The sequence below is a fragment of the Paraburkholderia caffeinilytica genome, from assembly GCF_003368325.1.
GTDB lineage: Bacteria > Pseudomonadota > Gammaproteobacteria > Burkholderiales > Burkholderiaceae > Paraburkholderia > Paraburkholderia caffeinilytica.
This window is the reverse complement of the sequence record NZ_CP031466.1, coordinates 633,617-647,281: the sequence shown is the minus strand read 5'-3', so window position 1 is coordinate 647,281 and position 13,665 is coordinate 633,617. Positions and strand designations below refer to the sequence as shown.

General features: G+C 60.5%; 16 protein-coding genes. 4 read left to right on the top strand and 12 right to left on the bottom strand.

What is annotated here, in order from left to right; all coding sequences use genetic code 11:
• Positions 1-372: 372 nt before the first annotated feature.
• Positions 373-801 carry a phasin family protein gene (gene phaP, locus DSC91_RS02900; RefSeq protein ID WP_115776744.1) on the bottom strand — a complete coding sequence of 143 codons (429 nt, stop codon included), beginning with the start codon at positions 799-801 and terminating at the stop codon, positions 373-375.
• Between the two features lie 354 nt (positions 802-1,155).
• Between phaP and DSC91_RS02895 the strand changes: the two genes are divergently transcribed.
• Positions 1,156-1,611 carry a tetratricopeptide repeat protein gene (locus DSC91_RS02895; RefSeq protein ID WP_115776743.1) on the top strand — a complete coding sequence of 152 codons (456 nt, stop codon included), beginning with the start codon at positions 1,156-1,158 and terminating at the stop codon, positions 1,609-1,611.
• Positions 1,612-2,201: 590 nt separating this feature from the next.
• Entirely contained in the window at positions 2,202-2,972 is a 771-nt protein-coding gene (locus DSC91_RS02890; RefSeq protein WP_115779658.1) for a DUF4410 domain-containing protein, read from the top strand.
• Between the two features lie 119 nt (positions 2,973-3,091).
• On the opposite strand, the gene DSC91_RS37325 is transcribed toward DSC91_RS02890, so the two are convergent.
• The 4 genes from DSC91_RS37325 to DSC91_RS02875 are packed head-to-tail and all read right to left on the bottom strand — an operon-like array spanning position 3,092 to position 6,169.
• The gene (locus DSC91_RS37325) at positions 3,092-3,268 is read right to left on the bottom strand and encodes a hypothetical protein (RefSeq protein WP_162831284.1); all 177 of its coding nucleotides are present in this window, start codon (positions 3,266-3,268) and stop codon (positions 3,092-3,094) included.
• Complete coding sequence (locus DSC91_RS02885) at positions 3,256-4,590, bottom strand: sensor histidine kinase (RefSeq protein ID WP_308422866.1); 1,335 nt, start codon at positions 4,588-4,590, stop codon at positions 3,256-3,258. Before DSC91_RS02885 ends, DSC91_RS37325 begins: the two co-directional genes overlap by 13 nt.
• Positions 4,591-4,635: 45 nt before the next feature.
• Positions 4,636-5,331 (bottom strand): response regulator transcription factor, encoded by a 696-nt coding sequence (locus DSC91_RS02880; RefSeq protein WP_115776741.1) that lies wholly within the window; start codon positions 5,329-5,331, stop codon positions 4,636-4,638.
• 10 nt (positions 5,332-5,341) lie between these two features.
• Positions 5,342-6,169, bottom strand: a complete 828-nt coding sequence (locus DSC91_RS02875; RefSeq protein WP_115776740.1) for a MipA/OmpV family protein — start codon at positions 6,167-6,169, stop codon at positions 5,342-5,344.
• Positions 6,170-6,400: 231 nt separating this feature from the next.
• On the opposite strand from DSC91_RS02875, the gene DSC91_RS02870 reads away from it, so the two are divergent.
• Positions 6,401-6,742, top strand: coding sequence for a hypothetical protein (locus tag DSC91_RS02870; protein WP_115776739.1), 342 nt, complete (start codon positions 6,401-6,403; stop codon positions 6,740-6,742).
• 42 nt (positions 6,743-6,784) lie between these two features.
• On the opposite strand, the gene DSC91_RS02865 is transcribed toward DSC91_RS02870, so the two are convergent.
• The 6 genes from DSC91_RS02865 to DSC91_RS02840 all read right to left on the bottom strand — a co-directional run bounded on the left by DSC91_RS02865 (position 6,785) and on the right by DSC91_RS02840 (position 12,001).
• The gene (locus DSC91_RS02865) at positions 6,785-7,396 is read right to left on the bottom strand and encodes a glutathione S-transferase family protein (protein WP_115776738.1); all 612 of its coding nucleotides are present in this window, start codon (positions 7,394-7,396) and stop codon (positions 6,785-6,787) included.
• A 163-nt stretch (positions 7,397-7,559) separates the two neighbouring features.
• Positions 7,560-8,537 (bottom strand): zinc-binding dehydrogenase, encoded by a 978-nt coding sequence (locus tag DSC91_RS02860; RefSeq protein WP_115776737.1) that lies wholly within the window; start codon positions 8,535-8,537, stop codon positions 7,560-7,562.
• A gap of 214 nt (positions 8,538-8,751) precedes the next feature.
• A complete protein-coding gene (locus DSC91_RS02855) occupies positions 8,752-9,342 on the bottom strand; it encodes a TetR/AcrR family transcriptional regulator (RefSeq protein WP_115776736.1) in 591 nt (196 codons plus the stop codon).
• Positions 9,343-9,834: 492 nt separating this feature from the next.
• Entirely contained in the window at positions 9,835-10,545 is a 711-nt protein-coding gene (locus DSC91_RS02850; RefSeq protein ID WP_115776735.1) for a hypothetical protein, read from the bottom strand.
• Positions 10,546-10,787: 242 nt separating this feature from the next.
• Entirely contained in the window at positions 10,788-11,354 is a 567-nt protein-coding gene (locus DSC91_RS02845; RefSeq protein ID WP_208645730.1) for a hypothetical protein, read from the bottom strand.
• A 56-nt stretch (positions 11,355-11,410) separates the two neighbouring features.
• On the bottom strand, positions 11,411-12,001 hold the full coding sequence (locus tag DSC91_RS02840; protein ID WP_115776733.1) for a 2-hydroxychromene-2-carboxylate isomerase: 591 nt from the start codon (positions 11,999-12,001) through the stop codon (positions 11,411-11,413).
• Between the two features lie 144 nt (positions 12,002-12,145).
• On the opposite strand from DSC91_RS02840, the gene DSC91_RS02835 reads away from it, so the two are divergent.
• Positions 12,146-12,715, top strand: coding sequence for a TetR/AcrR family transcriptional regulator (locus DSC91_RS02835; RefSeq protein WP_115776732.1), 570 nt, complete (start codon positions 12,146-12,148; stop codon positions 12,713-12,715).
• A 34-nt stretch (positions 12,716-12,749) separates the two neighbouring features.
• Here the strand turns inward: DSC91_RS02835 and DSC91_RS02830 are convergent, their stop codons facing one another.
• On the bottom strand, positions 12,750-13,490 hold the full coding sequence (locus DSC91_RS02830) for an SDR family oxidoreductase (RefSeq protein WP_115776731.1): 741 nt from the start codon (positions 13,488-13,490) through the stop codon (positions 12,750-12,752).
• Positions 13,491-13,665 lie beyond the last annotated feature (175 nt).

Below are 13,665 nucleotides of genomic sequence, written 5' to 3'. Positions count from 1 at the left end.
GGATCACCAAGGGGCGTCGCTTGAGCGCAGATTTTTCCGATACGTCCTGTTTAAAGCGAACACACGCATGAAATAACGGGGACGCAGCGAAAAAATATCGATACGTGTCGCATGTGGCGTGCAATGTAAGCGCCCGCCGAATAACTTGCGCCGAATGGCCTATTTCATCTGATAATTGCGGCGTGCGCAGACTGCTTTTGTGTGAAGAGAAAATCGCGGTATGAGCAATGGCATAAACAATTAGAAGCGGCAAAAAAATGCCGCGGATAACTTGATGGTCATCCGCGGCACCGGTTACTTCATTACCGCTTCATTGCGATTTCCGCGAGCCGCGCCGGATTCGAATCGGGCGATTCGACGCGGCAACGTCCGTTATTTCTTCTGCTGCTGTTGCAAGAGCGATTTAAGCTCCTGCACGTTTTCTTCCACGCGTTTTGCGATCACCGCATACGACTCGGCTTGCGTCTGATAGGCGGCTTGCGCCAACTGCTGCATGTCGGCGAGCGACTTATGCAGGCTTTGCTGGATCAGTTCGGCGGCTTTCGCCGGAGGCGCGGCGCCGCCTGCCGACAATTGCCCCGTGAGCGACTGCAATTCGCCCAACGTGGCGCGCAGCATATCGGTCTGTTTCTGCGCGAGCGACTGCATGCCCTGGAATGCCGTCTGATTCGCCTGAACCAGTGCTTCCACGTCCTTGCGTCGCGCTTCCATGATGGCGGGTACGTCGAAGCCGGGAAGCTTGAACTGCTCCAGCATTTTGGTGAAATCGCCAAACGGATTGGCGGCGTCAGGTTGGCTCATGCGAAATCCTCCTCAACGATTGAATACTCGCCCACGGTGCATCGCCGCGATGGGGTTGCCGGGCATCTGCACCCGTGGCGTCGTGTGCGCCGCATCGCCCGCCGTGGCGTGCTGCTTCTGGGGTCGGACGGCACATTGCGTCAATCATGCGCCATCCGGCCATATTGCGCCAGCGGGCACACCCTGGCGTCGACGGTCTCGCGGCCGGCCCGTTGTGCGGCTTGGGTCGCGCAAGATGCAAGGCTCCGTAAGGTACAGGACAGCTTCAGTAACCCGGCAAAACGGCATGTCGTCTATCGTTCTCGATGTACCGGCGCGCCGTTGCGCCGGTGCTGTCTCAATGGGAGCGACATCATGAAAAAAGGATTGGTGAGCGCGGCACTGGCCGCCGTTTTGACCGTGGCCGCGACCGCCGCACTGGCACAGGAAGCGGTAGCGCCGCCGCCCGCTCAGGCCGCTGCGCACGGCGAGCCGCATCACGGCGACGGGCCTCACGAACCTCACGAGCCGCCCGGACCGATGGGTCCCGGTTTCGCGGTGGTCAACGACCTGGAGCAATTGCGCCGCCTGTATGCCATGAGCGGGCGCGAAGGCGAGATCATCGCCGTGTATCACGAGGTGTTGAACAAGACGCAAGATCCGATGCTGCGCCACTACGTGTATGACTCGCTGGCCCGCGAGCAATTGAAGCCGGCCAATACCGATCAGGCGATTGCCACGCTGCGCACCAGTCTGTCGGAAGATCTCGTGTTCGTGAACAAGCTGCCGCACGGCATGCCGGCAGGGATGCAGCCGCCTGCTTCGCAGTAAGGCGCGGACTCGATCATCAGGTAATCGAACGACGGCAATCCCGACCCAAGGCGAGGGACGCGGCAATGCGTCCCAATACAAAACCGGTTGGAAGCGCTTCCGTCGAAATGCAGCGCAGCCGTTCGGCGCGCTGCGTTCGCTTTCGCACATTGCCGCCTCACTGCCCACTTTTCATCTTCCCTCAGGTGATTAGGATGAGAGCACCGCAACGCTCATGCCTGGTGAACAATGCGCTATCCGCTCAATATGGCCGTCGCCGCAGCTCTGCTCGTCTTCGTTCTTTGCTGCATCGTCAAACTTGCCCTGAGTTGACACCCTGCGGCCGCTGTCACCCCGTGCCCTGCCCGCTGCGCGGCTGCACGCCGCGCCGTGACATTGCGCGAAATAATTGTTGAATGGAGTTCGGGAAGCGACTCGCCCATACTTCGTTTCGCTGCCGGTGCGTACGAAAAAAGACGCATGAGATCAAGGGTGCTTGCGTGAAAACGCGCGTGCGAATGCCATCCCGATGATCAACGATCCCACGGTTGCCCGATCATCGGAAGATGCATTCGAAGCTAACGGCACCGCGTGCCGACGACAGGATGAACATGTTGACTTCAGTGAGTTTCCTCAAAAAGAACGCCGCTCGTTTTGCATGCGTCGCAATGGTCTGCTGCAGCGCGCTTCTGACCGGTTGCGCCGGCGGCAGCATCAGCAACGCGACCCAGACCAGCGCAGAGCCGCAAGTGCGCCCGGACAACATTTATGTCTACACCTTCGACAGCAATCCGGATCAGGTGAAACTGGACAACGGCGGCATGCTGAAGAAATTGAAGTCGCACCTCGACGGCTCGTCCGCCGCTGACAAGCAGTCGGCCGATGCGATCGCCGTGCGTGAGCAGGTCGCCAACGAAATCGTGCAGCAATTGCAATCGATGGGGCTGCGCGCGATTCGCTCGGACGTCCCCGCTCCCGCCGACCAGAACGTCCTGCTCGTGCAAGGCAGCTTCGACACGATCGACGCGGGTAATCGCCGCCGCCGCGTGCTGATCGGCCTGGGCGCCGGCAAGAGCGAAGTCAGCAGCTCCGTGCAGATTCTGTACAAGCCGGCGGGCGGCACCGCGCGGCTGGTGCAAAGTTTCAGTGCCACCGGCGACAGCGGCAAAGCACCCGGCGTGGTCGAAACTGCCGGCGTGGGCGCCGCGGTCGGGAGCATCGCGACCTCGGCAGCGGTGGGTGGCGGCTTGCACGCCGTATCCGAAACCAAGAAGGCCGGTGTTTCATCGGATGCCAAGCGCCTCGCCGACGCCGTCGCAAAACAGGTGGCGCAGATTGGCGTAAGCGGGGGCTGGCTCTCGACGGAGCACATCAAAGGATAAGTAACCCGCAGCAGGCTTGAACGGCAAAAAGCGCGTGGCAGAGTGAATGGAATTCACACCCTGCCGCGCGCTTTTTTATGTTTTCACAGCCTTCGCATAACGCACGCGTCGTGCCGCGCTCAGGCGACAGCGTAACGTTCGAGCCAATGCGCGTACGGCGCGGGCAGCGTCCACGACGGACGTTCGATACCCAGCTTGCGTGCCGCGGCCAGGGTTTCCAGCAGGAAGCGGGGCTGGTGCGCACGCGCGTTGCCGGCACCATGCATCAGAATTCGCTGCGGCGTTACGAGAACCACACCGCGAAACGCGTGCCCGATAGCAGACTGCTCACGGTCAGGCGCCACTCGTGAGCTGTTGCGATCTCCTTGCAGATCGCAAGACCGAGCCCGGCGCCGTCATGCCGGGCATCCGGCGCGCGCCAGAACCGCTTGAAGAGAAACGGCAGGTGCTCCTGCCTGATTCCCGGCCCTTCGTCCTGAACCTGCACCGAGACGGCATCGACGATCAGAACGATCGCGCCATGCGCCGGCGAGGCGTTGATTGCGTTCTCGACTATGTTCTTGAGCAGAATGAATAGCGCGCTTCGGTCGGCCCAGATCGACGGCGGCGCGACGCTGGTTTCGAGCCGGAGCGTCACCTTCTTGCGGTCGGCCTTGCGTGCGAGATAAGCCACCACGTCCTGCACCACCTCGACGATATTCACTTCGCCGAAACTGAAGTTCTGCGACTCGCTGACTTCGGCGAGATGCAGCAGTTGCCGAACCTGACGCGCCATCAGATCGATTTCGCGAAACAGCAGTTCCTTGTCGTCGATCCCGGGTTGCAGTTCGATCTGGCCGCGGATCAAGGTGAGCGGCGTCTGCAACTCGTGCGCGGCGGACGCAAGAAACTGCTGCTGCACGGCGAAGCCATTTTCGAGTCTGTCGAGCGCCTCGTTGAAGGCGTGGATCAGCGGCTTGATTTCACTTGGAATGCCCTCGATGGAAAGCCGCGTGGTCAGGTTGCGCGGCGTGATGCGGGCAGCCGCACGCGATGCCTCCCGAAGCGGCCTGAGCACGCGATGCACGGTAAAGGGGAAAGTCAGGCCAAAAATGATCGTGGCAACGACAATGATCGTCTTGATGATCGCCGGCATCGGCTTGACCTTGCTGCCTATGAGCGCGTCGATGAAACGCTCGGCCGTTGCGGTCTGGACGTAGAAAACCGCTGGGCCGTGCTCAACTCGCAGCGTCAGGATCTCGAATGGCTTCGCAGCTATATCCACCCGCTGGATTTTGCCGACGGACCCGGATAGATCGTCCGCAATCCATGCTTCATCGCCTTGCGCGCCTTTCGAAGCCAGCAACACGCCGCCGCGTTCGCCAAGCACACGGTACTTCAGTTCCGTCGGCAGCACCTCGAAGATCCAGGCCGTCTGCGTGGGCAACTGCACGGAGGCCGGACGGCCGGCACTGTCGAACCGGAGTCCGCTCACGATCGCCGTCGCGCTTTCCATCTCCTCGTGCCGCCCGAGCATCTGCTGGGGGAAATGACTGAATGCATAAGTGGCGGCCGTCGCCAGCACGGTCAGGCTGATCGCGAGAGCAACGATGCTGGTCAGCCAAAGCCGCGCGGACAAACTGCGAATCCAGTGATTGAGCATGGTGAGCAATGGGCCGTTGATTCAGTGCTGGCCGGTGGACGCGGCGGCCAGTTGGAACGCGAAGCCCGCACCGCGAATATTGGCGAGCCGCGTCGTCGCGCCGACCGCGTTCAACTTCTTGCGCAGACGATGCAGCGTGACTTCGAGCGCGTTGGGCGTGACGGCTTCGCCGAGTCCCCACGCGGCATGTTCGAGCGCCGCATGCCGCACGGTGGCGCCCGCCGCCTTCACGAGGCACAGCACGATCTGCAACTCGGCAGGCGCCAGCAGAACGGACTGCGCGCCGCAGCGCATGGCGCGTTGCCGCGGATCGACCGTGATGTCGCCAAACGAAATCACCAGATCCGTCAGCGCCACCGGACGACGCATCAGCGTACGCACGCGCGCGACCAGCTCACTCATGGCGAAAGGCTTGGTCACGTAGTCGTCCGCGCCGTTTTCCAGACCGTCGACGCGGTCGTGCAGCGCGTCGCGCGCCGTCAGCATGAGCGACGGCGTCATCTGCCCTGCCGCGCGCAATGCCCGCAGCAAAGTCAGGCCGTCGCCGTCCGGCAACCCGCGATCGATAATCAGCACCGCGTAGTCGGCCCGGCTCACGCCATAATGCGCCTCCGACAGGGTGCCGAACACATCGGTCTCGATGCCCGCAGCCGAAAGCGCCTGACGGATCATGCCGGCCAGGCGTTCGTGGTCTTCGATCAGTGCGATTCGCGACATGCGGTAATGCTCATTTGAATTCGTAAAGGTAGCCGACCCTGGCTTGCGGAATATAGCGCTTGCCCACCAGCGGACTGTCGGTGATGCCGCTCCCAAGGTGCGCAACACCGACGTCCAGGATCAGGATCTGATGGCGCGTGAACTTATAGTCGATACGCGTTCCCACCGAGATGTCGTAAGTCGCCTTGCCGGCATATGCCGGGCGCCCGGCGCGCGCTTCGGACGAGCGCACGCCGTAATAGTAATCGACATATTTGCGGCTCAACCAATCCACGCCGGCGTGCGGCTCGAACTCGAATTTGCCGTACTCGAAGGACTTGCTGAAGTCGATCGCGGCTTTCTGCCCCCTGTTTCCGCCCTCCAGAAAATCGCCCGAAAGCGTGCCGTATGCGGTGTGCCATGCGAGCGCCGGGCCGTACCAGAACGCACCGTTGCGGTTCTGCATGCCGCTCAGAATCGGCGCATCGGACGCTTTGTAGCCGTCGCCGATCGCGTATTGGCCACGCAGCGCGAGGCTCACATTGCTCCACTTGCCGATCTTCAGATCGACAGCCGTGCCAAATGCGTGGACCCATTTGTTGTCGAACGAAATCAGCGGAATCGGCGTGTATTTCGTGCCGTAGCCTTTATAGGGCGCCTGCTGGATGCCCGCGCCAACGCCCAGACCCCAATGCGTCACGTTGGTGGAATTGTTCAGCACGGTGAAGCCCGTGTCGTCCGCCGTGGGTGGCTCCGGGCTCTGGCCGTCGGCCCAGGCGGCGCCCGAACACGCGCAGAATGTTGCGAACGATGCGATAGCCAGTAACAGCCTGTGCTCACGGCGAAGCGTTTTTTTCACGTCGAGTCCTTCGAGTCCTGAGTGGATGGATGAAGCGCCATCGACTCTAGAACCATCGGACTTACTCGTTACTTACTCGAAGCGGTGAGAACAGGCGTGGTATGAGACAGGACGTGGGATGGGGAACGATCGTTGTTTTAAGGCTGCCGGGAAGACTCGACGGTCGTAAGTGTCGGGTAAGTCATGCGAGCTCAGCATCGAGGCCGCTATCCGATCGCCGGACCTCACTCGATGAAACCCACTACGACGACCGCGCTGCGTGCAAACGCCGTGCTCCTCTGCCTCTCGACATGCATCGCCACCATGCCGGGCCTGATCCTTTCAGTGCTATTCGGTCTGTTCGACGACAACGCGCCCTTGCTGCCCTATCGGGGTGCCACGATCGGACTTGGACTGCTCGTCATGTTTTCGCTGAGATGGGCAGCACGCCGCGCGTTCGACGTGGCTTTGGCGGCACATCAGGTGAGATTGCTCGACGAGCCATGCGACCAGGCATCGATAGACGCGTATTGCGCGCGTGCGTGGCTCGTGCAGTTGCATCTGGAACTGCACGGGCGTCACTGCATCGATTGATCGATCTGGAACTGCGCTGGGGGAGCGACGGCCCGCGGTCGCTTACGCGCCGCCCTTCTCCATCGCACGCTGGTACGCGGGGCGCGTCTCGATGCGATCGACAAACGCAGTGATATTCGGGAACGCATCGCGCCCACAAAACTTCAGGCACGTCTGCGCGACGAACGAGAGCTGAATATCGACGCCCGTCAATTCATCGCCCATCAGATAATCGCGGCCGGCCAATTCCTGATTCAGAAAACCGAGGTGATTCTGCAGCTCACTTTCGATTCTCGGTTGCAACGGAGCCGCACCGTCGCCAAGACGGGCCGTGTACACCTTCAGCATCAGCGGCAGCATGGCGCTGCCTTCCGCATAATGCAGGAACTGCGCGTAACGATCGTACTCGTCGGTTCCGTATGCGGGGGCCAGGCGGCCGTTGCCATAGCGACGAATCAGATAGTCCACAATCGCGCCCGACTCGAAAATCACTTTCTCGCCGTCGCGAATCACGGGGGCCTTGCCCAGCGGATGGATCGCCACCAGTTCCGGCGGCGCAAGACGGGTCTGCGGATTCCGCTGGTATTGAACGAGCGTGTAGTCGAGACCGAGTTCTTCCAGCAGCCAGGTAATGCGGCGCGAACGGGATTCGTTGAGGTGATGGACTTCGATCATGGAATAGATTGTTGAGTCGGTGAGAGAAAGTGCGGCCAACGCCTGCCCCGAAACCGTTCGACGATTCACGTGGGCAGGCATGGAAAGGATCTCGCGAGCTGGCATCGGCATGACACCGCGCGGCACAAACTGGTGCGCCGATGCAGCAACGCGCCTCTGCTCGTCAGAACCGCAACAGCACCTTGCCCTTGCGCGCGCTCTTCGCGCTCACCGCTGCCGCTTGCGCCGCGTTCTCGACATCGAAGACGGCTTCCACTGGCAGCTTAAGCTCGCCGGATGCAGCAAGCCTAAGCAATTCGCCGATCATCCGTGCTTTATCCACACCCGAAGTGACCTCGAAAATCTTGCTCGCCCAGAAACCCTTGACCGTCGCCTGCTTGAAGATTGCATCGCCGGAGCTGAGGCGCATAGGCTCATTGGACATCGCGCCGAACGACACCAGGGTGCCGTTTTCGCCAAGCAGACCGAAGATGTCACCGCTGGCGTCGCCACCCACTGAATCGACACCTGCCAGAATCGGTGCATCGCCGACGATCTCGCGAACCCGTTTCTTCCAGCCATCGCTTTCAGTCGACACTGCATTGCCGATGCCAACCTCGGCCAATTCCGCAATGCCCGCCTCGCGCCGGACCAGATTCACCCCATTGATGCCACGTGCGTTGGCCAACATCGCCAGAGTCTTACCGACCGCACCGTTCGCGGTGTTCTGGATGAACCACTGACCGGACTCAAGGTGCAGATATTCGAGCAACATGACCGCACTCAGCGGCATGGCGATCAGTTGGCAACCTACTTCGTCGCTGATCGCGTCAGGCAGCGGGACCACCGCTGCCGCCGGCGCCAGAACGTAATCGGCCCAGCCCTCGTAGATGCCGGCCACCACCACGCGCTGACCGGGCTTCAGGTGTTCGACACCTTCGCCGATCGCGTCGATCACGCCGGCAACTTCGGTGCCGCCCACGGCCGGCAGTTTCGGCTTATAGCCATACTGACCGCGAATCGTCCAGAGGTCGTGATTGTGGATCGGCGACAAGGTCGATTTGATGCGCACCTGGCCCGCGCCGGGATTCGGCGTGGGACGTTCCGCGACCTGCAGCACCTCGGCGGGATTGCCGAAAGAGGAATAGATAACGCTACGCACAGTCGATCTCCTGGGATATGCAACGATGTGAAGGCTCCGTTCTGCGCGGAGCCAGTGGTTATGCGAGTGGTTCTGTGAGTGCTTATGCAAACAGTTCTGTGAGCGCTTTTCTCAGTGCTTTTCTGAGTGCTTCTTCCAGGGTTTCTGCTAGCGCTTTGGCTTCTGCTTCTGCTCGATAAACTTCAACAGCACCACGGCCTCGGCCGCCGCCATGTCATGCCGCGCGCAGTACGCTCCGTGTGACCGCCATGGCTTGCGCCATCGCACTGCCATCCCGTCGCAGCTTGGTGACGAGCGCCGCGCCAAGCCACATGTGATACAGAAGTTCGGCCGCTTCTTTAGCCCGGATCTCCGGCGAAAGCGAGCCATCCGCCTGACCCTCCTCGATCACGGACGCGAGGCGCACCATCAAGCGGTCGACGCCGTCGCGCAATACCACGCGCATCTCATCGGACAGGTCGCCTACTTCCGCGCTGAGCTTCACGACCAGACACTTTTCGTCGCCGTCCTGATCGAGTTGTTCCCTCTGCCACGCGCCCCAATAGCTCAGCAGCTTGTCACGGCCGTTGACACCGGGCCGACCGAACAACTCGTCGAGGCGTGCCGCGTAGTCGGCAACGTATTGCTGCAGCAACTCGCTACCGAACGACTCCTTCGAGCCGAAGTAGTGATAGAACGATCCCTTGGGGATCTCGGCAGTCGCCAGAATCTCGTTCAGCCCGACCGCGACGAAGCCTTTGCGCGCAATCAGCGTGCGCCCGGCTTCGAGGATGTGCCGGCGAATGTGGGGATGGCTAGCTCTCATAGGGAGGAGATTATGGCCTCAATTAGACCAGTCGTCTAGAGCGTATCCATACGACTCTGATCTGACAACACGGGTCAAACACCTATCCGGGCGGCGGCTGTTGCTCAAGCGCGTGTAACCGCGTGCTACCGCGATGGATGGCCTGCCGCGATGTCAAGCTGACATTAGCGTGCAGTAGGCGTCAGTGCTTACGGATTGTGTCGTCGCCGCGTTGCGATCGCGTGTCTGAATCGATTTACAACCGGATTGCAGTCGCCGTTCGCGCACTTTCCGTGCACTGCCCGATCGGTTTGCCAGGCGGATTCGTTGGGAAGCTGCGGGTGGCGCGTCGTAATTTGTCCGTCACCTGCCAGCAATATGGCGATGTCATGATGATGCTTCGTACCCGCCCCTGCGGCTCGAGAACTTGCAGCCGGATGCGCTGCAGTCCGACACCGCCCGGGCGGGCACGCCTCCCGCTGGACCCTCTTGCATCGAACCTCGATGCAAGGTTTAGCCCTTTGCGGGACGCCCCGTCTTCACCGTCTCCAGCGACGACACCGCGGCAAGCAGGCGCTGCGGCGCGGCCGACTCCAACATGATCAGGCCTGCTCGCAACAGCTCGCTCTTCTTCACCTGAACGCCGGCGTCGAGGCATTTCTGCTTGAGAGACGCGATCTTGTCGTAGTCCGATTTCGGCATCGTGAAGCTGTCGCGCACGACCTTCTCTTTCTTCGGCTGCTTGGCTTTCTTTGCTTCGGGAGCGCTGGCAGGCGCAGCTTCCGCGGTTGCCGAACGCTTCGGCTTGGCTGCTTTCTTGACCGCTTGCGCCGCTTCGGCAGTCGCCGCTGGTTTCGCTTTGGGCGCTTTCTTGACGACAAGGGCCGCTTCCGCTGCGACCGAACGCTTTGCTTTAGCTGCTTTCTTGACGACCGGCTTTGTTTCCGTGGCGGCCGACTGCTTCGCTTTCGCAGGTTTCTTAACGGCGGGCTTCGCTTCTGCGGTCGCCGCGCGCTTCACTTTTTTGGTTGCCTTCTTGACGACAGCCGCTGTTTCCGCAGTGGCCGCGCGCTTCGCTTTGGACGCCTTTTCGACGACAGGCGCCGCGTCCGCCGGCTGCTCCGGCGCGGCTGCCGGCTCCGCACCATCTACCGCATGCCTGGTCGAACTCTTGGGGAAGTGGAACGCCTTCTTGGTGTGCTCTTTCGTGACGGGTGTTGTCATATGCTTCTCCGCGTTGATAACCGTATAAACAGTATATACCGTTTATTTTGCTATCGGACATGGAGCGACCCCAATATCGAAACCCACGCGACAGGCAATCAGACGTTTACGACGACTCGCGACATCCCTCCTTCTCTCTACGCCGAATACCGCGAACTGTTGCCTACTTCAGCCCCTTTCCGCCCGTTGCCGATGACGGCCACGCGCCATCGCGGCCAGGCGACTTGCACCTGGGATTGTCCTTATCTGCGCAGCAACGGAATCTGCAGGTTGGCGGGCCGGTTCTCCTCGCTGTCGAAGCCCCGTCCATCCACGTGGCGTGCGCCCCAAAACAGCGTGTTGCCGGCTAGGTAGACCAGGTCGTATTCCATGAAGTTTTTGCCCTCGGTCAGACCGAAGGGTGCGAAGGCCTTGCCGAACACACTCTGCGTTTTGCCCACCTCCCACGCGGCATGGCCCCCGGATGCCGCTTTGTTCAGTACGTCCACAAAGCCTTGTACAAGGGGAGTCACTTCATAGGCCTCGTCGGCCACAAAATCCACCTTCTGCGCGCCCGGGACAATCAGATGTTCGCCACGCCATTGCACGTGGCCTTTGATCAGGATGCGCGTGAGCGGCACCTTACCGTAAGGATCGGCGAAGTTGACGATCGCAAGCACGAAGCTGTCGCCCGCCAGATAAGTGAAATTGCGCTGCAAGTAGAAAGGTTTAAGGGTGCCGTCCGGGTTCTTTGCAGCACTGGGCCTGATTTCGGGTGCGATGCTAATCCATTCGCCAACGAGACCTTGCTTGATCTGTTCCAGGTTCACCGGGAGCTCCTTCATTCGGGTTGAGGGTAAGTGATTACGATCTTCTGAATGTGCCGCTAACGCAGCGCCTCCTTGACGAAATCGAGGCGGTCCTGCCCAAAGAACATCTCGGTGCCGACAAACATCGTCGGTGCGCCGAAGAGACCTCGCGCAACAGCCGCCTCTGTATCCGACTTCAATTTTTCCTTCACGGCGGGGTTCGCAACGAGCTGAAACAGGAAGGAAGAATCGAACCCGGCCTCGTCGAGGACAGCCTGTACCGTGGGCAGGTCGCCCATATTGCGGGGCCGCTCCCACATGGCTCGAAATACAACGTCGACGTAACGCAGGAACAACTTCTCATCGTGCATCTGAGTGCCAGTCGCGCCGCGCATGAGCAATAGGGTGTTTATCGGAAAATGCGGGTTGTTGGTGTACTGAACGCCATAGCGCCGTGCAAAACGCGCAAGGTCCAATTGCATCCACGCGCCTTTCGCAGGAATTGTGGCGGGTGAAACATTGTTCGTGGCCTTGTGTATGCCGCCCAGAAGGACTGGCCGGTAGACCAGAACCGCCCCTAACTCCGCCGCAATGCCGGGAAGTTGTGTCCAGGCCAGGTAACTGGCCGGACTGCCGAAGTCGAAGTAAAACTCAACCGTTTTCACCATCTCTTTGTCTCCATGACACCGCTTTTCTGAGTCCCGACTCTGACTCGCATCAGACGCCTTGTGAAGGTCAATAGTGAAGAATCGTTAACTTAACGAAGGTTATGCTATGCTCGAATCGACCTTCACTTCCCCTCAAAATCGACCATGCGTTATTCAAGCTCGCATAAAGAAGAAACGCGACGCAAACTTATCGAAAGTAGTCGCGCTATCGCGAAGGAAGATGGCTTTGCGTCCACCAGTGTCGATGCGCTGATGGCGTCGGTTGGGCTCACGGGAGGCGCGTTCTACAATCACTTCCCTTCGAAGCAGGCGCTCTTCGATGCGCTGATCGGCGAGGAAGCATCCAACAGCGCCGACCTGCTTGCTGTAGACAACGGCACGCCCGGCGGCGATCTCGGCAAACGCCTGCGAAGCTACCTGAGCACGTATCACGCCCTGCATCCCGAGTCGGGCTGCGCACTGCCTACGCTCGGGCCGGAGATAGCGCGTGCAACGCCCGCCGCGCGCAACGAAGTCGAAAAATCGCTCAAGCGAATTCAGAAGAGCTGGAGCGCACACATCGACGAGCCGGATGCCGCCTGGGCGGTCATGGCGCAATGTGTCGGCGCCCTTTTGCTCGCGCGCACCGTGGAAAGCGAGCGCACACGCCGGGAAATCCTCAGCTCCAGCCGGCGTTTCCTCGGCGAAGCGCTTGGAATCGATACATTGAAGTGACGTTCGCATTTCGTGCTCGCCCAGGATCGACGACTTACCAACGCTCCATATACGGACGCAGATCCAGCTCAAATGTCCACGCATCACGCGGTTGCTGGTGCAGATACCAGTAGTTTTCGGCAATATGCTCCGGACGTAGAATGCCGTCCTGGTCCTTCAGGGCGTAGCGTTCCGGAAACGTGGTGCGAATGAAGTCGGTGTCAATCGCGCCATCCACCATGACGTGCGCGACGTGAATGTTCCGGGGTCCCAACTCCCTGGCCATGCTTTGTGCGAGCGCTCGAAGGGCATGCTTCGCGCCGGCGAACGCGGCAAAGTTCGACGCTCCCCGAACGCTGGCGGTCGAGCCGGTGAACAAAATGGTGCCGCGTCCTCGGGACACCATGCGCTTTGCGACCTCACGGCCATTGAGAAATGCACTGAAACAAGCCATCTCCCAGACCTTGAAATACTTTCGCGCCGTCTCTTCCAGAATACTGCAGGGCACGTTCGCCCCGATGTTGAACACCATCACCTCGATCGGACCATGTTCAGCTTCGACACGTTCGATCAGCGCGACGACATCCTCTTCTTTGCGGGCGTCGCTGCCGTAGCCGAATGCCTCGCCGCCCTGCTCGCGAATCCGGGCGACAAGAGGTTCCAGTTTGTCCGCCGATCTCCGTGTCACACAGGCGACGTACCCCTCGCGAGCGAATCGCATGGCGATGGCTCCCCCTGTGGCATCTCCTGCCCCAATCACCAGCGCAACTTTCGGTTGCGCACGGTCTGATTGCATACGGCCTCCTTTTAACGAACGATCGTTCAGTTAAAGGACGTTAATTAATTGAACAGGCCTTGTCAATCAGATTTTCTTCAGTATCTTCCGCACAAAGACCGGGGGGAAACGCCGCCACGCGTTCCACAGAACGGACACAGCGCCCTCATACACAGAAAGCTTGCAGGGGCACCCG